General features: G+C 70.8%; 22 protein-coding genes. 10 read left to right on the top strand and 12 right to left on the bottom strand.

All coding sequences use genetic code 11. The features are described 5' to 3' along the window. The first annotated feature begins 48 nt into the window (after positions 1 to 48). The 4 genes from ACIQ87_RS13300 (at position 49) to ACIQ87_RS13285 (ending at position 3,103) form a co-directional block, all read left to right on the top strand. Positions 49 to 783: a class I SAM-dependent methyltransferase gene (locus ACIQ87_RS13300; RefSeq protein WP_402405586.1), complete on the top strand. Its 735-nt coding sequence runs from the start codon at positions 49 to 51 to the stop codon at positions 781 to 783. A gap of 25 nt (positions 784 to 808) precedes the next feature. Further along, complete coding sequence (locus tag ACIQ87_RS13295) at positions 809 to 1,426, top strand: hypothetical protein (protein ID WP_402405585.1); 618 nt, start codon at positions 809 to 811, stop codon at positions 1,424 to 1,426. Positions 1,427 to 1,539: 113 nt separating this feature from the next. Then, complete coding sequence (locus tag ACIQ87_RS13290; protein WP_402405583.1) at positions 1,540 to 2,154, top strand: GNAT family N-acetyltransferase; 615 nt, start codon at positions 1,540 to 1,542, stop codon at positions 2,152 to 2,154. Positions 2,155 to 2,641: 487 nt separating this feature from the next. Further along, a complete protein-coding gene (locus ACIQ87_RS13285; RefSeq protein ID WP_402405581.1) occupies positions 2,642 to 3,103 on the top strand; it encodes an NUDIX domain-containing protein in 462 nt (153 codons plus the stop codon). 248 nt (positions 3,104 to 3,351) lie between these two features. On the opposite strand, the gene ACIQ87_RS13280 is transcribed toward ACIQ87_RS13285, so the two are convergent. From ACIQ87_RS13280 to ACIQ87_RS13245, 8 genes are read right to left on the bottom strand one after another with little or no spacing between them, the layout of a single operon-like run. Then, positions 3,352 to 3,750, bottom strand: coding sequence for a metal-sulfur cluster assembly factor (locus ACIQ87_RS13280; RefSeq protein ID WP_402405580.1), 399 nt, complete (start codon positions 3,748 to 3,750; stop codon positions 3,352 to 3,354). Positions 3,751 to 3,772: 22 nt separating this feature from the next. Continuing rightward, entirely contained in the window at positions 3,773 to 4,225 is a 453-nt protein-coding gene (gene sufU / locus ACIQ87_RS13275) for a Fe-S cluster assembly sulfur transfer protein SufU (RefSeq protein WP_360340874.1), read from the bottom strand. Positions 4,226 to 4,245: 20 nt separating this feature from the next. Then, positions 4,246 to 5,505: a cysteine desulfurase gene (locus tag ACIQ87_RS13270; protein ID WP_402405578.1), complete on the bottom strand. Its 1,260-nt coding sequence runs from the start codon at positions 5,503 to 5,505 to the stop codon at positions 4,246 to 4,248. Further along, positions 5,502 to 6,266, bottom strand: coding sequence for a Fe-S cluster assembly ATPase SufC (sufC, locus tag ACIQ87_RS13265; protein ID WP_392878485.1), 765 nt, complete (start codon positions 6,264 to 6,266; stop codon positions 5,502 to 5,504). Before sufC ends, ACIQ87_RS13270 begins: the two co-directional genes overlap by 4 nt. Positions 6,267 to 6,272: 6 nt before the next feature. After that, complete coding sequence (locus tag ACIQ87_RS13260; protein WP_063349526.1) at positions 6,273 to 6,590, bottom strand: bifunctional 3-phenylpropionate/cinnamic acid dioxygenase ferredoxin subunit; 318 nt, start codon at positions 6,588 to 6,590, stop codon at positions 6,273 to 6,275. Positions 6,591 to 6,595: 5 nt separating this feature from the next. After that, entirely contained in the window at positions 6,596 to 7,828 is a 1,233-nt protein-coding gene (gene sufD, locus ACIQ87_RS13255; protein ID WP_402405576.1) for a Fe-S cluster assembly protein SufD, read from the bottom strand. A gap of 56 nt (positions 7,829 to 7,884) precedes the next feature. Then, entirely contained in the window at positions 7,885 to 9,300 is a 1,416-nt protein-coding gene (gene sufB / locus ACIQ87_RS13250) for a Fe-S cluster assembly protein SufB (RefSeq protein WP_402405574.1), read from the bottom strand. A gap of 9 nt (positions 9,301 to 9,309) precedes the next feature. Next, on the bottom strand, positions 9,310 to 10,152 hold the full coding sequence (locus ACIQ87_RS13245; RefSeq protein WP_402405572.1) for a helix-turn-helix transcriptional regulator: 843 nt from the start codon (positions 10,150 to 10,152) through the stop codon (positions 9,310 to 9,312). 163 nt (positions 10,153 to 10,315) lie between these two features. Between ACIQ87_RS13245 and ACIQ87_RS13240 the strand changes: the two genes are divergently transcribed. Together ACIQ87_RS13240 and ACIQ87_RS13235 are read left to right on the top strand one after the other, a co-directional pair. Then, complete coding sequence (locus tag ACIQ87_RS13240; RefSeq protein WP_402405570.1) at positions 10,316 to 11,242, top strand: ABC transporter ATP-binding protein; 927 nt, start codon at positions 10,316 to 10,318, stop codon at positions 11,240 to 11,242. 20 nt (positions 11,243 to 11,262) lie between these two features. After that, on the top strand, positions 11,263 to 12,039 hold the full coding sequence (locus tag ACIQ87_RS13235) for an ABC transporter permease (protein ID WP_402405803.1): 777 nt from the start codon (positions 11,263 to 11,265) through the stop codon (positions 12,037 to 12,039). Between the two features lie 76 nt (positions 12,040 to 12,115). Here ACIQ87_RS13235 and ACIQ87_RS13230 read toward each other — a convergent pair whose 3' ends face one another. Continuing rightward, complete coding sequence (locus ACIQ87_RS13230) at positions 12,116 to 12,805, bottom strand: LAETG motif-containing sortase-dependent surface protein (RefSeq protein WP_402405568.1); 690 nt, start codon at positions 12,803 to 12,805, stop codon at positions 12,116 to 12,118. Positions 12,806 to 13,126: 321 nt separating this feature from the next. Next, on the bottom strand, positions 13,127 to 14,470 hold the full coding sequence (locus tag ACIQ87_RS13225) for a choice-of-anchor A family protein (RefSeq protein WP_402405566.1): 1,344 nt from the start codon (positions 14,468 to 14,470) through the stop codon (positions 13,127 to 13,129). Positions 14,471 to 14,722: 252 nt separating this feature from the next. On the opposite strand from ACIQ87_RS13225, the gene ACIQ87_RS13220 reads away from it, so the two are divergent. Continuing rightward, positions 14,723 to 15,694, top strand: coding sequence for a heme A synthase (locus tag ACIQ87_RS13220; RefSeq protein ID WP_402405564.1), 972 nt, complete (start codon positions 14,723 to 14,725; stop codon positions 15,692 to 15,694). An 84-nt stretch (positions 15,695 to 15,778) separates the two neighbouring features. Here the strand turns inward: ACIQ87_RS13220 and ACIQ87_RS13215 are convergent, their stop codons facing one another. Next, positions 15,779 to 16,105 (bottom strand): hypothetical protein, encoded by a 327-nt coding sequence (locus tag ACIQ87_RS13215; RefSeq protein WP_402405562.1) that lies wholly within the window; start codon positions 16,103 to 16,105, stop codon positions 15,779 to 15,781. 72 nt (positions 16,106 to 16,177) lie between these two features. Between ACIQ87_RS13215 and ACIQ87_RS13210 the strand changes: the two genes are divergently transcribed. Continuing rightward, positions 16,178 to 16,819: a DUF2461 domain-containing protein gene (locus ACIQ87_RS13210; RefSeq protein ID WP_402405560.1), complete on the top strand. Its 642-nt coding sequence runs from the start codon at positions 16,178 to 16,180 to the stop codon at positions 16,817 to 16,819. Positions 16,820 to 16,902: 83 nt separating this feature from the next. Here the strand turns inward: ACIQ87_RS13210 and ACIQ87_RS13205 are convergent, their stop codons facing one another. Further along, a complete protein-coding gene (locus ACIQ87_RS13205) occupies positions 16,903 to 17,850 on the bottom strand; it encodes a heme o synthase (RefSeq protein ID WP_402405558.1) in 948 nt (315 codons plus the stop codon). A 474-nt stretch (positions 17,851 to 18,324) separates the two neighbouring features. On the opposite strand from ACIQ87_RS13205, the gene tkt reads away from it, so the two are divergent. After that, positions 18,325 to 20,424 carry a transketolase gene (gene tkt, locus ACIQ87_RS13200; RefSeq protein WP_402405556.1) on the top strand — a complete coding sequence of 700 codons (2,100 nt, stop codon included), beginning with the start codon at positions 18,325 to 18,327 and terminating at the stop codon, positions 20,422 to 20,424. Between the two features lie 89 nt (positions 20,425 to 20,513). Continuing rightward, on the top strand, positions 20,514 to 21,656 hold the full coding sequence (gene tal, locus ACIQ87_RS13195; protein WP_402405554.1) for a transaldolase: 1,143 nt from the start codon (positions 20,514 to 20,516) through the stop codon (positions 21,654 to 21,656). The last annotated feature ends 11 nt before the right edge of the window (positions 21,657 to 21,667 follow it).

Genomic DNA, 21,667 nt, shown 5'->3' with positions numbered 1-21,667 from the left:
CCCATTGGCGCCCGCTCAACCTCCAGGCGACCCAGGAAGCGAGACACGATGACCCCGCACGACCAGCAGGTAACCGCTCTGCGTGCCCAGCTCGACCAGGCCCTCAACTCGCCGACGACCACGCACGGCCTCGCCCGCACCCTCCGGGCGGCCGTCAAGGAAGTCGAACTGCACCGCCACCACCGAGCCAGCGTCGCCGCTCTGCCCGACGGCGTCCTCAAGCCCGGCCCCACCAAGGTCCAGATCGGCGGTGGAGGTCACCGCATCGACGGTTTCTTCAACATCGACATCGTCCCGCCGGCCGACCTCCTGTGGGACGTGCGCGAGGGCATCCCGCTCGCCGACGCCGGCACCGAGACGATCTTCTCCGAGCACTTCCTGGAGCACATCGACTACCCGCGCTCCGCCAAGTTCTACGCCCACGAGGCCCACCGCGTCCTCACGTCCGGAGGACAGCTCATCACCGGCGTCCCCGACGCCGCTTTCCTCCTGAACCAGTACCCGGCACGGCCGGACCAGGCCACCGAGATGATCGAGCGATGGTACGCCAAGCGGCAGTGCCGAGGCGACATCAACACCTACCTCGACCTCATCAACTACGTCTTCCGCGACCAGGACGACGACCCGACCTACAACCCCCACTACTGGGCATACGACCACGAGAAGCTCGCCCAACTCTTCACCGAGGCCGGCTTCAAGACCGTCGAGCCGTGGACCTTCGACCCGACCATGGCCAACCCGAAGCGCCAGTGGGCCAGCGTCCACGTGATCGCCACGAAGTAGCCTCCGGGACAGCGTCACCGCCGCGATGATGCAGGCCCGCACCGCCTTCGTCTGCGCCGACAACGCCGACCACCACGCCATGCGTACCTGGGTGCGCTCGCTCCAGTCACTTATCCCCTACTGGCCCGGGCGCCCTGGCGAGGCCGCCGGATACGCGGCGCTCGGGCAGAGCGTGGCCGGCGACATCCGCGGCACCACCAACGTCTGGCTGGCCTGCCTCTCCGTCCGCGCCCACTCCCTCCTCGGCGACGGTGAGGCCACCCGTACGGCCATCCAGCGGGCCCAGGTCGTTCGCGCGGCGGTCGAAGCCGACGACCTCGACGCCTTCGGCGGCATCATGACCTTCCCGGTACCCCGGCAGCTGTACTACGTCGCCGAAGCCACCGTGCAGCTCGGCGAGGACTCGGTACTCGGCGAGAGCCAGTCCGAAGCAGCCGTCGCCGCCTACCGCAGTGCCACCGAGGACGAGTGGGCCTTCGGCGACCAGGCCGGCGCCCAGACCGACCTCGCCCTCGCCCGCATCGCCCGTGGCGAGATCGAGGGCGCCGCCGAAGCCGTCCGCCCCGTGCTCGACCTCCCCGTCGAGCAGCGGAACTTCGGCATCGTGAGCAGCCCAGCGCGTCCGCGTCGCCCTGCACAGTGACGGCCGTCGCAGCGGCAGCGGCGCGGCGGCCGGTCTGCGCGAGGAGATCGAGCCTTCACCGCCACCCCGACCTCGGTCCTCCTCCGGTGACCCCGCGGATAGGCTCCGCAGCCATGAATCCTGTACACCTGACCGGCCCCAACCTGGCACTGCGCGAAGTCGAACCCGAGGATACCGGCGACCTCCTGGCCATCTACGGCGACCCCGAGGCCACCCGGCACCTCAGCTTCGCACCCCGCACCCGCGAGCAAGTCGAGGCGATCACCGCCCGCTCCATCGACTCCGCGCGCGCCACCCCGCGCACCGAGTACTGCCTCGCCGTCACCCGCCTCGGCGAACAGCGGCTGATCGGCTACGCCCGCCTGGCCACCGAGCCGCAGCAGGCCGCCACCATCGGCTTCGCCCTCCACCCCGCCGCGTGGGGCAAGGGCCACGGCACCGAAACCGTCCACCTGCTGTGCGCCCTCGGCTTCGACGTTCTCGGCGTGCACCGGATCTGGGCCGCCCGCTCCCCGCTCAACGAAGCCTCCGCACGCACCCTCCTGCGCACCGGCATGACCGAGGACGGCCGCATCCGCGACCACGTCTTCGTCCACGGCGCCTGGCGCGACTCGATCACCTACTCGATCCTGGAACACGAGTGGGTGCCGATCGACGGGCTCGACACGGTGAGCGCGCTCGACCGGTCCGCCGCCCCGCCCGGCGGCGAGACCGTACCGGAGAGGTGAACACGGGGTCACCGAGCCGGCCGTGTCGAACATGGTGATTGCCGCGTTCACGCGGGGCCGGCGTACCCGCCTGGCCAACACCACGCTGCCGGCGTGGGGAATGGCGTCGCGGTGCCGTCCTGTAGCCACTGGCGGCCGGTCTGTTGCCGGCTCAGACGGTCGGCCGTGTACCTTGCAGCCGTGCGGGTCACGATTGCCCTGACTCGCTGGTGGCCGCTGCGCAGGTCGGCCACCATGCCGGTGAACACGCTGGGCCTTCCCGTCCACCTGGAGTCCTACCTGCTCGATCTGCTGAACCGCGCCACCGGCCAGGTGCCGCTCGTCATCGACCTTCTCGCCGTGACCGTCAGCGGAGCGCGCGGCAAGTACCAGCACGGGTGGTCCGACCTGGACGTCTTCGTCGTCGCCGAACCAGGACACACTTCCTGGGCTCCGGCAGGCTCTCGTCCCACAGCACCGAGACCATCGAGAACAGGAAGAGCCCACCATGCAGCACCGCGTCCGCGCCGTCCTCCTCACCCCGAACAACACCACGCTGCTGATCAAGCGCATCCGCCCCGGCATCGACCCGTACTGGGTGATCGTCGGCGGCAAGATCGAGCCGACCGATGCCAGCCCCGAAGAGGCCCTACTGCGGGAGGTCCGCGAGGAAATCGCGGGCGAGGCCGAGATCATCGGCCTCCTCCACACCATCGAGACGGACGACGAGCGTCAGGACTTCTACCTCGCCACCATCGGGAAGTGGAGCTTCGAGGACCGCACCGGCCCGGAGTTCAGCCAAGAAGGCCGAGGCGAGTACGTCCTCGAAGAGATCCCCCTCACCGCCGAATCCCTCGACGCGATCAACCTCCTACCCAAGGAGATCGGTTCGGTCCTCCGCGAGGTGGTCGGGCGAGGGGATCGGACTGGTGGCCTCGGCAGTGCACCGGCCTGCTACCCGGAGCCCTGAGCGGCTGTCGCCGTGTGCCGCCCGGCCGGGCGGCACACGGCGAGGGCGGGGGGGGGGCCCCCCCCGGCGGCGGGGGGGGGGGGGATGGTGGGGAACGGCGGTGAACCTACTCAACAAGGGGATGACGCGCGGGTGTTCACCCGGCGGCGGGCGAAACGGGGGCAGGCAGGCGCCGCTCACGCGCGGAAACGCCGCTGTCCGGGACTTCCGAAGAAGTCCCGGACAGCAGCGAAGGCGCAAGGCAGCGATCAGACGTTGAAGCCGAGGGCCCGAAGCTGCTCGCGGCCGTCGTCGGTGATCTTGTCGGGGCCCCACGGCGGCATCCAGACCCAGTTGATGCGCAGGTCCTGCACCAGGCCGTCGGTGGCGGTCTTGGCCTGGTCCTCGATGACGTCGGTCAGCGGGCAGGCCGCCGAGGTGAGCGTCATGTCGATGGTGGCCACGTCGGACTCGTCGATGTGGATGCCGTAGATCAGGCCCAGGTTGACGACGTCGATGCCCAGTTCGGGGTCGACGACGTCCATCAGGGCCTCGGTCAGGTCCTCGACCGAGACCGTGCCGGCGGTGGTGCCGACGATGATGCCGGGCTGCTGCTCCTCCGCAGCGGAGGCCTCGGTGCCGGCGGTGGTGGTGCTCTCGTCACTCATGGTCTTGTCCTCCTCTGCGGGTTCAGTCGTTCACGGTGGGGTTCTGGGCGAGCGCCTGGGCGGTGGCGTCCTTCCAGGCCATCCAGCTGAGCAGGGCGCACTTGACCCGGGCCGGGTACTTGGAGACGCCGGCGAACGCGACCGCGTCCTCCAGCACCTCCTCGTCGCCCTCGCCCTGCCCCTTGCTCTGCATCAGCTCCAGGAAGGCCTCCTGGACCGCCTGCGCCTCGCCCACGGTCTTGCCGACCACCAGGTCGTTGAGCACCGAGGCGCTCGCCTGGCTGATCGAACAGCCCTGCGACTCGTACGAGACGTCGGCCACGGTGGCGCCGTCGAGCTTCACCCGCAGGGTGATCTCGTCGCCGCACGTCGGGTTGACGTGGTGCACCTCGGCGTCACCGTCCCGCAGCCCCTTGCCGTGCGGGTTGCGGTAGTGGTCCAGGATGATGTCCTGGTACATCGAGTCGAGCTTCATGGTCGTCCTGCCCCGTCCCGTCAGCCGAAGAAGTTCCGGACGTGGTGCAGGCCGTCGATCAGCGCGTCGACCTCGCCCGGCGTCGAGTACAGGTAGAACGACGCCCGCGTGGTCGCCGGAATTCCGTACCGCAGGCAGACCGGCCGCGCGCAGTGGTGGCCGACGCGCACGGCGATGCCCTGCTCGTCCAGCACCTGGCCCACGTCGTGCGGGTGGATGTCGCCGAGGGTGAAGGAGATCGCCGCGCCGCGGTCCACGGCCGTGCGCGGGCCGATGATCCGCAGCTCCGGGACCTCCAGCAGCCGCTCGACGGCGTACTCGGTGATCGCGTGCTCGTGCGCCGCGATCTTCTCCATGCCGATGTCCTGGAGGTAGTCGATGGCCGCGCCGAGTCCGACCGCCTGGGCGATCGGCGGGGTGCCGGCCTCGAACTTGTGGGGCGCCGGGGCGTAGGTGGACGAGCCCATGGTGACGGTCTCGATCATCTCGCCGCCGCCGAGGAACGGCGGGAGGTCCTCCAGCAGCTCGTGCCGGCCCCAGAGCACGCCGATGCCGGTCGGAGCCAGCATCTTGTGGCCGGTGAAGGCGACGAAGTCGGCCTCCAGCGCCTGGACGTCCAGCACCATGTGCGGCGCGGCCTGCGAGGCGTCGATGACGACCAGCGCGCCGACCGACTGGGCCTTGCGGACGATCGCCTCGACCGGGTTGACCGTGCCCAGCAGGTTGGAGACCAGGGTGAAGGAGACCACCTTGGTCTTCTCGGTGATCAGCTCGTCGATGTTCGACAGGTCGAGCCGGCCCTCGTCGGTCAGCCCGAACCACTTGAGCTTCGCACCGGTGCGCTGCGACAGCAGCTGCCACGGGACGATGTTGGAGTGGTGCTCCATCTCCGTGATGACGATCTCGGAGTCGGCGTCCACCCGGTAGGGCTCGTCGGCCCAGCCGAGCATGTTGGCGACGAGGTTGAGCGACTCCGAGGCGTTCTTGGTGAAGATCACCTCGTTGCGGCTCGGCGCGTTGACGAACGCCGCGACCTTGTCCCGGGCGCCCTCGTACAGCGCCGTGGCCTCCTCGGCGAGCACGTGCACGCCGCGGTGGACGTTGGCGTTGTGCCGCTCGTAGTAGGCGGTCAGGGCTTCCAGCACCTGACGCGGCTTCTGCGAGGTGGCCGCGTTGTCCAGGTAGACCAGCGGCTTGTCGTCGTGCAGCATCCGCTGGAGGACCGGGAAGTCCTTGCGGATCGCGTCGGTGTCGAGCAGTCCCGTGAACGGATGCGTCACTCGGACGCGCCCCCCTTCACATACGCCTCGTAGCCCTCTTCTTCCAGCTTGTCGGCCAGCTCGGCGCCGCCGGACTCGACGATGCGGCCGCCCGCGAAGACGTGGACGTGGTCGGGCTTGATGTACCGCAGGATGCGGGTGTAGTGGGTCACCAGCAGGGTGCCGACCTCGCCGGTCGAGCGGACCCGGTTGATGCCCTCGGAGACGATCCGCAGCGCGTCGACGTCCAGGCCGGAGTCGGTCTCGTCGAGGATCGCGATCTTCGGCTTGAGGAGCTCCAGCTGGAGGATCTCGTGGCGCTTCTTCTCACCGCCGGAGAAGCCCTCGTTGACGTTGCGCTCGGCGAAGGCCGGGTCCATCTGGAGGGCGGCCATCGCCTCCTTGACCTCCTTCACCCACAGCCGCAGCTTGGGGGCCTCGCCGCGGACGGCGGTGGCGGCGGTGCGCAGGAAGTTGCTGACCGAGACGCCCGGGACCTCGACCGGGTACTGCATAGCCAGGAAGACGCCGGCCTTGGCGCGCTCGTCGACGGACATCTCCAGGACGTCCTCGCCGTCCAGCAGCACCGAGCCGCCGGTGACGGTGTACTTGGGGTGACCGGCCAGCGAGTAGGCCAGGGTGGACTTGCCGGAGCCGTTCGGGCCCATGATGGCGTGGGTCTCGCCCTGCTTCACGGTCAGGTCCACGCCCTTCAGGATCTCGCGCGGGCCGTTCTCGGCGTCCACGGAGACGTGCAGGTCGCGGATTTCAAGGGTTGCCATGTGTACTCAGGACTCCTGGTTGACGGAGACGAGCACATCGTCCCCTTCGATCTTTACGGGGTAGACAGCGACCGGCTTGGTGGCGGGCAGGCCGGAGGGCTTGCCGGTGCGCAGGTCGAAGCTGGAACCGTGCAGCCAGCACTCGATCATGCAGTCCTCGACCTCGCCCTCGGAGAGCGAGACGTTCGCGTGCGAGCAGGTGTCGTTGATCGCGAACACCCCCTCGTCGGTGCGGACGACGGAGACCGGCACGCCGTTGAGGTCCACGCGCTTGGGAACGTCCTCCTGGAGGTCGCTCAGCGCGCAGGCACGGAGGAAGGTCATCGCGCTCAGACCGCCGATTCCAGCTCGGCGTCGATCTTCTCCATGAGCTGCTCCTGCACCTCGGCCACGCCGATCTGCTGGAGCAGCTCGGCGAAGAAGCCGCGCACGACCAGGCGCCGGGCCTCGTCGGCCGGGATGCCGCGGGCCATCAGGTAGAACAGCTGCTCGTCGTCGAAGCGGCCGGTCGCCGAGGCGTGGCCGGCGCCGACGATCTCGCCGGTCTCGATCTCCAGGTTCGGGATCGAGTCGACCCGGGCGCCGTCGGTGAGCACCAGGTTCCGGTTGAGCTCGTAGGTGTCGGTGCCGAGCGCGGCGGCGCGGATCAGCACGTCGCCGACCCAGACCGCGTGGGCGTCCTGGCCCTGGAGCGCGCCCTTGTACGCCACGTTCGACCGGCAGTGCGGCGTGTCGTGGTCGATGACCAGGCGGTGCTCGAGGTGCTGGCCGGCGTCGGCGAAGTAGAGGCCGAACAGCTCGGCCTCGCCGCCGGGGCCGGCGTAGTTGACCCGCGGGTGCAGGCGGACCAGGTCGCCGCCGAAGGTGACGACCACGGACTTGAAGGTGGCGTCCCGGCCGACCAGCGCGTTGTGCTGGGCAACGTGGACGGCGTCCCGCTCCCAGTCCTGCACGGAGACGAAGGTGAGCTTGGCGCCCTCGCCGACCAGCAGCTCGACGTTGGCGGCCCGGGTGCCGGTGCCCTCGTGGTTGAGCACCACGACGGCCTCGGCGAACGGCTTGACGTCGATCACCACGTGGGCGAAGCGGACCCCGCCCTCGGCGCGCACGTCGATCTTGACCGGCTCGGTCAGCACCGCGTCCTTGGGGACGGTGACCACCAGGGCCTGCTCGAAGGCGCTGAACGCCTGAGCGGCGACCCGGTCGACCGGCGTGCCGGCCTTGCCCAGGCGGGCGTCGTCCCGGCCGACGGTCTCGGCGGTGACGCCGTCCGGCAGCGCGAGCTCGACCTTGTCCTCGCCCTTCTCCGCGGCGGCGGCGGTGCCGTCGTGCAGCCCGCCGAGGCGGTGCAGCGGGGTGAACCGCCAGTCCTCCTCGCGGCCGGTGGGCGCCGGGAAGTCGTTCACGTCGAAGGACGGCTTGACCGCGACGCGCGCGTCGATCGGCTGCTGGACCGCGGTGCGGCCGGTGCCGGGGCCGGCGAGCTGCGCGCCGGCGCCGGCGGTGCCGACCTCGATCGAACCGGCGGTGGTCGCCCCGGTGGTGTTCTGAACGTCAGCCATGGCTGTCGTGGTGCTCTCTTCCTCGAAAAGTCGGTGGGCGGTAAGCGGCCGGCAGGTCAGCCGACCGAGCCCTCCATCTGCAGCTCGATCAGCCGGTTGAGCTCCAGCGCGTACTCCATCGGCAGCTCGCGCGCGATCGGCTCGACGAAGCCGCGGACGATCATCGCCATCGCCTCGAACTCGGTCAGGCCGCGGCTCATCAGGTAGAAGAGCTGGTCCTCGCTGACCTTGGAGACGGTCGCCTCGTGGCCCATGGACACGTCGTCCTCACGGACGTCCACGTACGGGTAGGTGTCCGAGCGGGAGATGGTGTCGACCAGCAGCGCGTCGCACAGCACGTTGGACTTGGCGCCGTGCGAGCCCTCGCCGATCTCGATCAGGCCGCGGTAGGAGGTCCGGCCGCCGCCGCGCGCCACCGACTTGGAGACGATGTTGGAGGAGGTGTTCGGCGCCATGTGCACCATCTTGGCGCCGGCGTCCTGGTGCTGACCCTCGCCCGCGAAGGCGATCGACAGGGTCTCGCCCTTGGCGTGCTCGCCCATCAGGTAGACGGCCGGGTACTTCATGGTGACCTTGGAGCCGATGTTGCCGTCGATCCACTCCATGGTCGCGCCCTCGTACGCCACGGCGCGCTTGGTGACCAGGTTGTAGACGTTGTTCGACCAGTTCTGGATGGTCGTGTAGCGGCAGCGGCCGCCCTTCTTGACGATGATCTCCACGACCGCCGAGTGCAGCGAGTCGGAGGAGTAGATCGGGGCGGTGCAGCCCTCGACGTAGTGGACGTAGGCGTCCTCGTCGACGATGATCAGCGTCCGCTCGAACTGGCCCATGTTCTCGGTGTTGATCCGGAAGTAGGCCTGCAGCGGGATGTCCACGTGCACGCCCTTCGGCACGTAGATGAACGAGCCGCCGGACCACACCGCGGTGTTCAGCGCGGCGAACTTGTTGTCGCCGGCCGGGATCACGGTGCCGAAGTACTCCTTGAACAGCTCCGGGTGCTCGCGCAGCGCGGTGTCGGTGTCCAGGAAGATGACGCCCTGCTCCTCCAGGTCCTCGCGGATCTGGTGGTAGACGACCTCGGACTCGTACTGGGCGGCGACGCCGGCGACCAGGCGCTGCTTCTCCGCCTCCGGGATGCCGAGCTTGTCGTAGGTGGCCTTGATGTCCGCCGGCAGGTCCTCCCAGGACTCGGCCTGCTTCTCGGTGGAGCGGACGAAGTACTTGATGTTGTCGAAGTCGATGCCGGTGAGGTCGGAGCCCCAGGTCGGCATGGGCTTCTTGCCGAACAGCTTCAGGCCCTTGAGACGCAGGTTGAGCATCCACTCGGACTCGTTCTTCTTCGCGGAGATGTCGCGGACGACCTCCTCGCTGAGCCCGCGCTTGGCCGCGGCACCGGCGGTGTCCGGGTCGGCCCAGCCGTACTCGTAATTGCCCAGGCCGTCGAGCTCCGGGTGCGAAACGGTGTCAGTCATGCGAGCTTCCTAACGCGCGGACGCAGAATCTTCGGTGGACGTACCGGCAGTCGGCGCCGCATCGGAGCCGCGGCCCGAAGGCACCCGGGCGGACGACGATGCGGCACCGGATGCCGGCACATAGGTGGTGCAGACCCCGTCGCCGTGGGCGATCGTGGCCAGCCGTTGCACATGGGTGCCCAGGAGCCGGGAGAAGACCTCGGTCTCCGCCTCGCAGAGCTGCGGGAACTGCTCGGCGATGTGCGCGACCGGGCAGTGGTGCTGGCAGAGCTGGGCGCCCGCGGGGGCCTGGGCCGCGGCCGACGGGACACGCCGCACCGTGGCAGCGTACCCGTCCGCGCTCAGCGCCTGGGCCAGCGCCTCGGTGCGCTCACCGGCGGCGGCCAGACGCAGCGCCTCCAGGTACTTCTCGGCCTGCTTGCCGAAGCGGGCGCGGGCAAAGGCGGCGACCGCCTCCTCGCCCGCCTTGCCGCCGCCCACCGAGTCCGCGATCCAGCGCAGCGCGTCGGCGGCGAGCTGGTCGTACGCCTGGTAGAAGGCGTCCCGGCCGGCGTCGGTGAGGGCGAAGACCTTGGCCGGGCGACCCCGGCCGCGACTTCCGTAGACCCGCTGTTCACGGGACTCGACCAGGCCGGTGGCGACCAGCCCGTCGAGGTGGCGGCGGACGGCGGCGGTGGTGAGGCCGAGCCGGTTCGCCAGGTCGGCGGCGGAGGAGGGGCCGTGGTCCAGGATCGACCGCGCGACCCGGTCCCGGGTGGCCCGGTGGCCGTCCAGCAGCACCTCGGCCGCCGTCACGGGCACGTCACAGGAGGAGGCCGACTCGGCCTCCTGCTGCTGGGCGTGCTCGCGCATGTTTTTCACAACACCAGTGTTGCGTAATTCCTTCCGTCGGGACAAGCCGTGATCCATGCCTCACCGGTGGCATCGATCACGCAGGTAAGCCTTACCTGGCCTGGGAAAACGATCACCGAGCCGCCGAGCGGCCCGCGCGTCAGGCCCTCTTACACTCGCCGGTATGCACTCCGAACCCGCGGTCCAGATCGCCGGGCTGGTCAAACGCTACGACGACAAGCTCGCGGTGGACGGCCTCGACCTCACCATCCCGGCCGGCGCGATCACCGCCGTCCTCGGCCCCAACGGCGCCGGCAAGACCACCACCATCGAGACCTGCGAGGGCTACCGCCGCCCCGACGCCGGCACCGTCCGCGTCCTCGGCCTCGACCCGGTCACCCAGAACGCCGCGCTGCGGCCCCGGATCGGCGTCATGCTGCAGTCCGGCGGCGTGTACGCGGGCGCGCGCGCCGTCGAGATGCTGCGGCACACCGCCAAGCTGCACGCCCACCCGCTGGACGTGGACGCCCTGGTCGAGCGCCTCGGCCTCGGCTCCTGCGGCCGCACCACCTACCGGCGGCTGTCCGGCGGCCAGCAGCAGCGGCTCGCCCTGGCGATGGCCGTGGTCGGCCGCCCCGAGCTGGTCTTCCTGGACGAGCCCACCGCCGGCCTGGACCCGCAGGCCCGCCGGGCCACCTGGGACCTGGTGCGCGACCTGCGCCGGGACGGCGTCACCGTGGTCGTCACCACGCACCACATGGACGAGGCCGAGCAGCTCGCCGACCGGGTCGCCGTCGTCGACCGCGGCAAGGTCATCGCCGACGGCACCACCGAGGAGCTGTGCCGCGGCGGCGCCGAGAACGCGCTGCGCTTCGACGGCCCGCCCGGCCTCGACCTCGGCCCGCTGCTCAAGGAGCTGCCCGAGGGCGCCACCGCCACCGAGACCGCCCCCGGCAGCTACCGGATCGAGGCGCCCGTCGACCCCCGGCTGGTGGCCACCGTCACCGGCTGGTGCGCGGCCTCCGGCATCCTGCCCGAACGGCTGTCCGTCCAGCGCCGCAGCCTGGAGGACGTCTTCCTCGACCTGACCGGACGGGAGCTGCGCTCGTGAGCGAACGAAGCGAGGGAACCATGGGCGCCGTCACGACGGACTACTCCCCCCAGCCGGGCCCCGCGCCCGTCGGCCGGATGCTGCTCGCCCAGACGGCGTTCGAGACCAGGATGCTGCTGCGCAACGGCGAGCAGCTGCTGCTCACCGTGGTCATCCCGACCGTGCTGCTGGTGCTGTTCTCCGCCGTGGACATCGTCGCGGTCGAGGGCCCCGGCAAGCGGGTCGACTTCCTGGCCCCCGGCCTGCTCGCGCTGGCCGTGATGTCCACCGCCTTCACCGGCCAGGCCATCGCCACCGGCTTCGAGCGCCGCTACGGCGTGCTGAAGCGGCTCGGCGCGAGCCCGCTGCCGCGCTGGGCCCTGCTGACCGCCAAGACCGGCTGCGTCCTGGTGACGGAGGCGCTGCAGGTGGCGCTGCTGTCGGTGATCGCGCTGGCCCTCGGCTGGTCCCCGCACGGCGATCCGCTGACGGTCGCCGCGCTGCTGGTGCTCGGCACCGCCGCCTTCTCCGGCCTCGGCCTGCTGATGGCCGGCACCCTGAAGGCCGAGGCCACCCTGGCCGGCGCCAACCTGGTGTTCATCCTGCTGCTGCTCGCCGGCGGGGTGATCGTGCCGCTGAGCAGGTTCCCCGACGCCGTGCGGTCGGTGCTGGAGCTGCTGCCGATCTCGGCGCTCTCGGACGGCCTGCGGTCGGTGCTCCAGGGCGGCGCCGGGGTGCCGTGGGCTGACCTCGGCATCCTGGCCGGCTGGTCGGTGCTCGGCCTGGCCGCCGCCGCCCGCTTCTTCCGCTGGGAGTGAGCCGGCGCCCGACCGACGCGCGACGCCCCCGGCCTCACCCGGCCGGGGGCGTCGCGCTTCATGAGCCTACGGAGCGTCAGCTCTCGTTGCCGCCACGGCGCTTGCGGGCGAGCAGGACGAGCGCGCCGCCGAGCAGCAGCACACCGCCGCCGGCCGCCGCGATCATCGGGGTGGCGTCGCTGCTACCGGTCTGGGCGAGCGCCGGCGCGCTGGTGGTGGGCGCCGGGACGGGGGTCCTGCTCGGGGTGGGCGTGGCCGACGGGCTCGGGCTGGCCGGGGGCGTGACCGACGGAGTCGGGGTCACGGTCGGCGTGGGGGTCGGCGTCGGCGTGGGGGTCGGCGTGGGGGTGGGGGTGGGGGTCGGGGTGGGCGTGGGGGTCGGAGTCGGCGTGTGGCACGGCTCGATGGTCTTGGTCTCGTTGATGTTCCAGCCCTTCTCGTTCGGGTTCTCCGTGGTGGTGACCACCAGGTTCGCCTTGATCGGGGCATCGTGGTCCTTCACCGGGAAGGTGCCGTGGAACTCCTTCGGGAAGATCTTGCCGTCCAGGACCTTCTCACCGTCGATGGTGAGGCTGACGGTGTTCTTCACGGTCTCGTTGCCGCTGTAGTTGATCAGATCGACCGCGACCTTGTCGCAGGTCACCGTCCACGTCGGCACGTGTGCCGAGGCGTTGGACGCCAGCGCCAGAGGCAGTAGAAATCCGGCCGCAGCCGTCCCGGCGAGTGCCGTGGCGCCGATCGCGAAGTGCCGCTGCTGTCGCACCATTACCTTGTTCCCCTCCGAACGGTCCTGTGCAGCAGGCGTGTTGAGTGTTTCGCGGTGGCCCGCTACGACTGTCCGGGGGACTCTACCGGCACTTCCGCACCCTGCCACACCCCGCCGTACGACCGGATTTCGACTGTCCGTCCGTCTTCCGATGTGCACGACCAGCCCATCACAGCCGCCACCTCGCGGAACACGGATTCGGCAAAGCCGAATGAACTTGGTCACTTTCAAGACAGAACGGCGCCCCCGGTGATCGAGTCGAGTCACCGAGGGCGCCGTTTCGGTCAGTTGACGAACTCACGTCGACCGGCCCGGCCGGTTTCAGGCCTTCCGGGCCGCCTTGCGCCGGGCGGCCACCACGATCGCCCCGCCGGCCGCGAGCACGACCGCACCGCCGACGGCCAGCGGCAGCACCGGACCGGAGCCGGTGTGCGCCAGGTCGCCGCCCGCGTCCGGCCGGGCGGACGGACTGCCCGAGGCCGCCGGAGCGGCCGTCGAGCCGCCGGCCGACGCACTGGCCGAGCCGCTCGCGCCGGGCGTGCCGGTCACCGGGGCGGACGGGCCGCCCGAGGGGCTCGCCGAACCGCTCGGGGAGGCCGACGCGCTCGGCGTGGCCGACGGCGAGCCGCTCGGCACGGTCGGCGGCACCGTCGGCGTGCCGGACGGCGTCGGGACGGTGGTGCCGGGCAGGCAGCCGGTGAAGGGGTAGTGGTGCGTCTCGGCACCGGAGGTGCCGGTCAGCGAGGCGGCGATGACCGAGCCGTTGATCGGCGCACCACCCGTCCCCGGCCCGCCGTTGACGCCCGGGGTGTTCAGCGAGACGGCGGCGTTGGGCGCCAGCACCGTCCCGGCCCAGGCGGCGTCGCCCTTCTTGGTCACCTTGGTCGCGGTCGGGAAGTTCCAGAGCAGCTTGGACCGGATCGCCCCGCCCGACGCGCTCTGGCTCTTGTCGTCCAGCACGAAGGCCGACTTGCTCTGGTCCCAGAGGAGGAAACCGCTCGTCCCGGCCGACGCCATGTCGTACGAACCGCCGGTCACGTTGATCACGGTCACCGCCCCGACCGGCACCTTGACGTACACCTCCTTGGCGCCCTGCAGCTTCGCCGCGTCGACGGTGAAGCTGTTGTACTTGGCGTCCCCGCCGGTGAACGTCAGCTTGGCGCCCTCGGCCTGGACGGTGGCGCCGGCGGTCTGCGGGACGGCCGCCAGCGAGGCGGAGGCTGCGCGCAGCTTGGCGAACTCGGCCTTGAAGTCGATCGGCGAGGGCCCCTGGACGACGGTGCCCTTGTGGGCGTCGACCACGGCGCCGTCGGCCTTGGAGCCGTAGACGCCGTTGCCCTTCATCACCTGGGTGTTGTGGCCGGTGATCTTGCCTGCCACGACCAGGGCGTTCCTGCCGGGCAGCGCGTCGACCTCGGCGGGGGTGAGCTCCTGGCCGACCGAGAAGCCGCCGGTGAAGTCGGCGTTGCCGCCGACCGCGACCGCGCCCTCGGCGTCGGGGGTGTGGGTGTCGTCGCCCTCGATGAACTCGCCGTAGAGGTTGGCGACCCCGAGGCTGCGGCACTCCTGGGCGGGGTCGGCGGCCTGGGCGGTCGGGGCGACCAGACCGGCCAGTGCGAGAGAGCCACCGACGGCGAGCGCGGCGGCGGAAGTGGGTATGCGCATGTGCAGGATCTCCGCTTGGGTGCGGGAGGAGTGGGGAATGGTCCGAAAAAGGTATGGACCAATCCGCACTCTTTCGGCCAAACAGGTGATTGGTCAAGACCAATTCACTCCTTGACCGAACCGCCCTGGTTTGTCCGCGTGTCGCCTCCCCGCGTGTCGGCACCCGCCGACCGCCGCGCCTCCCGCGCCGGGCCGCCGCGCCTCCCGCGCCCCGCCCCAAGATCGCCTGTAAGGCCGCCTACGATTGACCCCGTGCCTAACCCCTTCTCCCTGCTCGCCGAGCGCTGGCAGCCATCCGCCGAGATGGTCCGGCGCGCCACGTTCGCCGCGCTGGTGATGAGCGTGGTGATCGTCGTCACCGGCGGCGCCGTCCGGCTCACCGCCTCCGGCCTCGGCTGTACGACCTGGCCCCGCTGCACCGACGAGAGCCTGACGCCCACCGCCGAGATGGGCTTCCACGGCGTCGTCGAGTTCACCAACCGGATGCTCACCTACGTGCTGAGCGCCGCCGTCGGCTGGGCGATCCTGGCCGCCCGCTGCCACCGCCCCTGGCGGCGCGGCATGACCAAGCTCGGCTGGGCGCAGTTCTGGCTGGTGATGAGCAACGCCGTGCTCGGCGGCATCACCGTGCTGACCGGCCTCAACCCGTACACGGTGGCGCTGCACATGATCGCCGCGATGGCCCTGGTCTGGGTCGCGCTGCTGATGTGGGAGCGGTCCAAGGAGGGCGACGGCCCGGCCAGGCTCTCGGTGGCCCGGCCGATCCACCAGCTCTCGTACGTCCTGGTCACCGTGATCGGCCTGCTCGTCGCGGCGGGCACCCTGGTGACCGGCGCCGGCCACCACCCGGGCACGCCCAAGGACAACAAGATCGTCCCGCGCATCCCGATCGACTACGACCGCCTCGCCCAGTTCCACGCGGACTTCGCGTTCGTCTCGGTCGGCCTGGCCATCGCGGTGATCTTCGTCTTCGCGGCCGTCAAGGCCCCCCAGCCGGCCAAGGCCCGCGCCAAGGAACTCCTCGCGGTGCTGCTGCTCCAGGGCGTGCTCGGCTTCATCCAGTACTTCACCGACGCCCCCGAGCTGATGGTCGGCCTGCACATGCTGCTCGCGGCACTGACCTGGATCGCCGCACTCCGCATCCCCCTCGCCCTGCGCACCCGCGCGGACGTGGCGGCGGCCGACCAGCTGCCCGCCCAGGCCCCGCAGACCGCCTCGGTCTGACCGCGGCGACAAACCGGCGGCCCGGTTCCCCCACGTGGGGGAACCGGGCCGCCGCCGTATCCGGGGCCGGGCTCCGGGCCGGGCTCAGATCTGGATGCCGGCCATCCGCTTCCACTCGTACTCGCCGGTCTTCACCTTGAGGCCCAGCTCGCCCTCGAAGTTCTCGTGCACGGTCAGCCCGGCCAGCTCCGCGGCCCGGCGGCCGACGGCGTAGCTGGGGGCCACCTGGTCGCCCCAGGCGCCGTCCGCGCCCACCACGACGATCCGGGTGGCCACGGCGCCGACGTACTCGACGACCGCGTCGGCGCTGCCCCCGTGCTGCCGGGCGAAGCTGGTCAGGTTCTTGGCGATGCGCTTGGCACGGCGCTCGGTACGGGCGTCCGGCGCGGTGGCGGTCTCAACGCTGCTCATGCCCGCATGCTACCCACCGGTAGCGGAGCTGGCGACGGGAGCGCCCTGTGCACCGGGACACATACTGGAGAGGTGACCTTCACAGGCTGGCCGGCCGAGGCGCTCGACTTCTACGAGCATCTGGAAGCCGACAACTCCAAGACCTTCTGGCAGGCCCACCGGGAACAGTACGACGACGCCGTGCGGGCCCCGATGGAGCGGCTGCTCGCCGACCTGGAGCCCGAGTTCGGGCCGGGGAAGGTGTTCCGTCCCAACCGCGACATCCGGTTCAGCGCCGACAAGTCCCCGTACAAGACCCACATCGGCGCCCATCTGGAGAGCGGCGGCTACATCCAGCTCTCCGCCGACGGCCTGGCCTGCGGCAACGGGATGTACCGGCTCGCCCCCGACCAGCTGGAGCGCTACCGGGCGGCCGTCGCCGAGGACGTCGGCGGCGCCGAGCTGGAACGGGTGATCGCCCGGGTGGAGCAGGCCGGCCCGCGGGTGCACGGCCGGGACAGCCTCAAGTCGGCCCCGCGCGGCTATCCCAGGGACCACCCCAGGATCGAGCTGCTGCGCCACAAGGGCCTGGTGGCCTGGCAGGACTGGGAGCCCGCGAAGTGGCTGGGCACCCGCGCCGCGTACACCCGGATCACCGGCTTCCTGCACGCCTCCCAGCCGCTGCGGGACTGGCTGGACGGCCACGTCGGCCCCTCCGAACTGCCCGCCCGCTGAGCCGCGCCGCGCCGCGGCACCCCCCCGGCAGACGAAGGAGCCCCGGTCCACCGGACCGGGGCTCCTCGGGTTCGTACGGACGCCTACTTCACGAACGGGTCGATCGCGCAGACCACCATCAGCAGCGACAGGTAGGTGATCGACCAGTGGAACAGCCGCATCTCCTTGAGCTTCGCGCCCACGACCCCGGCCTTGGCCCGCCCGTACAGCGCGTGCGCCTCGCGCAGCCAGGCCCCGCCCAGCAGCACCGCGGCGACCGGGTACAGCCAGCTCATGTGCCCCAGCGGCCAGAGCGCCAGCGAGACCGCCACCATCACCCAGGAGTAGACGACGACCTGCTTGCCGACCGCCACGTTGCCCTTGATCACCGGCAGCATCGGCACGCCGGCCCGCTCGTAGTCCTCGCGGACCTTCATCGACAGCACCCAGGTGTGCGGCGGCGTCCAGAAGAACACCACCAGGAAGAGCACCACCGCGGCCCAGGAGACCGAGTTGGTCACCGAGGACCAGCCGACCAGCACCGGCATGCAGCCGGCGATGCCGCCCCAGACGATGTTCTGCGAGGTGCGCCGCTTGAGCCCGAGCGTGTAGACGAACACGTAGAACAGCAGAGCGCCCAGCGCCAGCCAGGCGGACAGCCAGTTGACCCCGATGCCCAGCAGCAGGGTCGAGACCACCGCGAGCACGACGCCGAAGACCAGCGCCTCGCGCGGCGAGACCATCCCGGTGACGATCGGGCGCCGCTCGGTGCGCGACATGACCGCGTCGATGTCCCGGTCGATGTACATGTTGAGGGCGTTGGCGCCGCCCGCCGAGAGGTAGCCGCCGACGACGACCTTCAGCACCAGCAGCATGTTCGGCACGCCCTGCTGGGCCAGGAACATCACCGGCACGGTGCTCATCAGCAGCAGCTCGATGATCCGCGGCTTGGTCAGTGCGACGAACGCGCCGACACGGGCCCCGAAGGGCCGGCGCGCAGGAGTCGCCCCGGTGACCCCGGCGGGACGGGTTTCGACGGCGGTCACTAACACCCCAACTGAAGATGAATCTTCGCAGGCGTCCACAGGAACGAAGGGTCCCGAATCGTCCGCTCTGCGCGTACCACGACACCATAGACGCTCCATATATCGCATCCGGCTCCGGGGTCCCCCGGCGAGGCGGAACGCACACCCCCGGGTGAACCGCCCGGGCGGGGCCGTCGGGGGCCTCCCGGGGGCCGCTGCCGGGGCCCGCTCGCCCGTCCTGACCACCGGAGCGGCGCGAGGCCGCGAATCGGGAGAGTCTGGGACAAATCCAGTCCGACCGTCCCAGTGGGAATCTGCGTGCGGAATTGCCGGTTGTCCCAGCACGGAGGGTGAGCCGTGACCCGGACGGTAGGCTCGCACGCAGAAGCGGGATCTACCCTCCGTGACCGGCACCACCCAACGTCGGGACCACAGCGCCGTGGCCGACCCGGTCCCCATTCACGGGGTCACTCTTCACAACGGAAGGAGCCCTGAGACAGGGTGAGCACTGCGCCGACGAACGCATTCGAGTGGACCGATCTGGACGACCGCACGGTCGACACCGCACGGGTCCTGGCCATGGACGCCGTCCAGAAGGTCGGCAACGGGCACCCCGGGACGGCCATGTCGCTGGCCCCGGCCGCGTACCTGATCTTCCAGCGGTTCCTGCGCCACGACCCGACCGACCCGTCGTGGGTCGGGCGCGACCGCTTCGTCCTCTCCCCCGGGCACACCAGCCTGACGCTCTACACCCAGCTCTACTTCTCCGGCTACGGCCTGGAGCTGGACGACCTCAAGGCCTTCCGCGTCGCGGGCAGCCGCACCCCCGGCCACCCCGAGCACGGCCACACGGCCGGCGTGGAGACCACCACCGGCCCGCTCGGCCAGGGCATCGCCAACGCGGTCGGCATGGCGATGGCCGCCCGCTACGAGCGCGGCCTGTTCGACCCCGAGGCCCCGGCCGGCGAGTCCCCGTTCGACCACACCGTCTGGGCCATCGTCTCCGACGGCGACCTGGAGGAGGGCATCTCCGCCGAGGCCTCGTCGCTGGCCGGCCACCAGAAGCTGGGCAACCTGGTCGCCCTCTACGACGACAACCACATCTCGATCGAGGGCGACACCGACACCGCCTTCTCCGAGGACGTCCTCAAGCGCTACGAGGCGTACGGCTGGCACGTCCAGCGGGTCACCCCGAAGGCCAACGGCGACATCGACACGGCCGCCCTCGCCGAGGCGCTGGCCGCGGCCAAGGCCGAGACGTCCCGCCCCTCGATGATCGCGATGCGCACCATCATCGCCTGGCCGGCCCCGGACGCCCAGAACACCGCCAAGGCGCACGGCTCCGCGCTCGGCGCCGCCGAGATCGCCGCCACCAAGAAGGTCCTGGGCTTCGACCCGGAGAAGACCTTCGAGGTCAGCGACCAGGTCATCGAGCACGCCCGCCAGGTCATCAAGCGCGGCAAGGCCGCCCGCGACCAGTGGCAGCAGGGCTTCGACGCCTGGCGCGCCGCCCACCCGCAGCGCGCCGCCGAGTTCGACCGCATCCAGGCCGGCGAGCTGCCCGAGGGCTGGAAGAAGACCGTCCCGACCTTCCCCGCCGGCAAGGACGTCGCCACCCGCAAGGCCTCCGGCGACACCCTCAAGGCCCTCGGCGCGGTGATCCCGGAGCTGTGGGGCGGCTCGGCCGACCTCGCCGAGTCCAACCTCACCACCATCGACGAGGACAGCTCCTTCCTCCCCGAGGGCAACCCGCTGAAGTCGGCGAGCCCGTACGGCCGGACGATCCACTTCGGCATCCGCGAGCACGCCATGGGCTCGACCATGAACGGCATCGCCCTGCACGGGAAGACCCGCGTGTACGGCGGCACCTTCCTGGTCTTCGCCGACTACATGCGCCCGGCCGTCCGCCTGGCCGCGCTGATGAAGCTGCCGGTCACCTACGTCTGGACGCACGACTCGATCGGCCTCGGCGAGGACGGCCCGACCCACCAGCCGGTCGAGCACCTGGCCGCGCTGCGCGCCATCCCGGGCCTGGCCATGGTCCGCCCGGCCGACGCCAACGAGACCGCCGTCGCGTGGCGCACCGTCATCGAGCGCCAGACCAGCCACCCCGGCCCGGTCGGCCTGGCGCTGACCCGCCAGGGCGTGCCGACCTTCGACCGCGAGGTCTTCGGCTCCGCCGAGGGCACCGCGAAGGGCGGCTACATCCTGGCCGAGGCCTCCACCGGGGACCCGCAGGTGATCCTGCTCGGCACCGGCTCCGAGGTCCAGCTGGCCGTCCAGGCCCGTGAGGTGCTGGAGGCCGAGGGCATCGGCACCCGGGTGGTCTCGATGCCGTCGTTCGAGTGGTTCCAGGAGCAGGACCAGGCCTACCGCGACAGCGTGCTGCCGCCGTCGGTCAAGGCCCGGGTGTCGGTCGAGGCCGGCATCGCCCAGGGCTGGCGCGAGCTGGTCGGCGACCACGGCCGGATCGTGTCGCTGGAGCACTTCGGCGCCTCCGCCGACTACAAGGTGCTGTTCGAGGAGTTCGGCATCACCGCCGAGCGCGTGGTGGCCGAGGCCCACAACGCCCTGCGCTCCCTCGAGGCCGTCAACCGCTAGCGGCTCCGGGCCGCGTGCCCGCCCGCACGCGGGCACGCGGCCCCCTCCGACCACCCCACGAAGCACGAAGAACAAGGGACTGAAGCACCATGACTGACGCACTGAAGCGCCTCAGCGACGAAGGCGTTGCGATCTGGCTGGACGACCTCAGCCGCAAGCGGCTGAACTCCGGCAACCTGGCCGAACTGGTGCAGAACAAGCACGTGGTGGGCGTGACCACCAACCCGACCATCTTCCAGAAGGCCATCGCCGGCTCCGGCGACGACTCCTACGACGGCCAGCTGCGCGACCTCGCCGTCCGCAAGGTCACCACCGACGAGGCGATCCGCATGATCACCACCTCGGACGTGCGCGACGCGGCCGACGTGCTGCGCCCCGTCTACGACGCCTCCAACGGCCGCGACGGCCGGGTCTCCATCGAGGTCGACCCCCGCCTGGCGCACGAGACCGCCACCACCGTGGCCGAGGCCAAGCAGCTGTGGTGGCTGGTCGACCGCCCGAACGTCTTCATCAAGATCCCCGCCACCAAGGCCGGCCTGCCCGCGATCGCCGAGGTCATCGGCAAGGGCATCAGCGTCAACGTCACGCTGATCTTCTCGCTGGAGCGCTACAAGGCCGTCATCGACGCCTACCTGACCGGTCTGGAGGCCGCCAAGGCCAAGGGCCTGGACCTCTCCCAGATCGAGTCGGTCGCCTCCTTCTTCGTCTCCCGCGTGGACACCGAGATCGACAAGCGCCTGGACAAGATCGGCGGCGAGGCCAGGAACCTGCGTTCCAAGGCCGCGCTGGCCAACGCCCGCCTCGCGTACCAGGCGTACGAGGAGGTCTTCGGCAGCGTCGACGGCAAGACCGCCGGCAACGCCCGCTGGGCCGCCCTGGAGGCCGCCGGCGCCAAGCCGCAGCGTCCGCTGTGGGCCTCCACCGGTGTCAAGGACCCGGCCCTGCCGGACACCCTGTACGTCACCGAGCTGGTCGCCCCCGGCACCGTCAACACGATGCCCGAGGCCACCCTGGACGCCACCGCCGACCACGGCGTGGTCACCGGCAACACCATCGTCCCCAACTACGCCGACGCCAAGGCCGTGCTGGACGCGATCGCCGCCGCCGGCGTGGACTACGACGACGTCGTGCAGCTCCTGGAGGACGAGGGCGTCGAGAAGTTCGAGCAGTCCTGGAAGGAACTGCTCGACACCGTCACCGCCTCGCTCGCCTCCTTCGCCGACGAGAAGTGACCCCTGCTCAC

This window comes from Kitasatospora sp. NPDC096204 (assembly GCF_044763205.1).
Taxonomy (GTDB): Bacteria; Actinomycetota; Actinomycetes; order Streptomycetales; family Streptomycetaceae; genus Kitasatospora.
Note: the sequence above shows the minus strand (reverse complement) of the source record. Positions and strands in the feature narration are given on the sequence as shown.

Excerpts from the sequence above, each read along its gene's own strand:
- ACIQ87_RS13230 (WP_402405568.1), bottom strand. The coding sequence starts at position 12,805 with ATGGTGCGACAGCAGCGGCACTTCGCGATCGGCGCCACGGCACTCGCC.
- ACIQ87_RS13245 (WP_402405572.1), bottom strand. The coding sequence starts at position 10,152 with ATGCGCGAGCACGCCCAGCAGCAGGAGGCCGAGTCGGCCTCCTCCTGT.
- ACIQ87_RS13260 (WP_063349526.1), bottom strand. The coding sequence starts at position 6,590 with ATGACCTTCCTCCGTGCCTGCGCGCTGAGCGACCTCCAGGAGGACGTT.
- tal (WP_402405554.1), top strand. The coding sequence starts at position 20,514 with ATGACTGACGCACTGAAGCGCCTCAGCGACGAAGGCGTTGCGATCTGG.
- sufB (WP_402405574.1), bottom strand. The coding sequence starts at position 9,300 with ATGACTGACACCGTTTCGCACCCGGAGCTCGACGGCCTGGGCAATTAC.
- ACIQ87_RS13300 (WP_402405586.1), top strand. The coding sequence starts at position 49 with ATGACCCCGCACGACCAGCAGGTAACCGCTCTGCGTGCCCAGCTCGAC.
- ACIQ87_RS13285 (WP_402405581.1), top strand. The coding sequence starts at position 2,642 with ATGCAGCACCGCGTCCGCGCCGTCCTCCTCACCCCGAACAACACCACG.
- sufU (WP_360340874.1), bottom strand. The coding sequence starts at position 4,225 with ATGAAGCTCGACTCGATGTACCAGGACATCATCCTGGACCACTACCGC.
- ACIQ87_RS13235 (WP_402405803.1), top strand. The coding sequence starts at position 11,263 with ATGGGCGCCGTCACGACGGACTACTCCCCCCAGCCGGGCCCCGCGCCC.
- ACIQ87_RS13225 (WP_402405566.1), bottom strand. The coding sequence starts at position 14,470 with ATGCGCATACCCACTTCCGCCGCCGCGCTCGCCGTCGGTGGCTCTCTC.
- ACIQ87_RS13240 (WP_402405570.1), top strand. The coding sequence starts at position 10,316 with ATGCACTCCGAACCCGCGGTCCAGATCGCCGGGCTGGTCAAACGCTAC.
- ACIQ87_RS13280 (WP_402405580.1), bottom strand. The coding sequence starts at position 3,750 with ATGAGTGACGAGAGCACCACCACCGCCGGCACCGAGGCCTCCGCTGCG.
- ACIQ87_RS13295 (WP_402405585.1), top strand. The coding sequence starts at position 809 with ATGATGCAGGCCCGCACCGCCTTCGTCTGCGCCGACAACGCCGACCAC.
- sufC (WP_392878485.1), bottom strand. The coding sequence starts at position 6,266 with ATGGCAACCCTTGAAATCCGCGACCTGCACGTCTCCGTGGACGCCGAG.
- sufD (WP_402405576.1), bottom strand. The coding sequence starts at position 7,828 with ATGGCTGACGTTCAGAACACCACCGGGGCGACCACCGCCGGTTCGATC.
- ACIQ87_RS13215 (WP_402405562.1), bottom strand. The coding sequence starts at position 16,105 with ATGAGCAGCGTTGAGACCGCCACCGCGCCGGACGCCCGTACCGAGCGC.
- ACIQ87_RS13290 (WP_402405583.1), top strand. The coding sequence starts at position 1,540 with ATGAATCCTGTACACCTGACCGGCCCCAACCTGGCACTGCGCGAAGTC.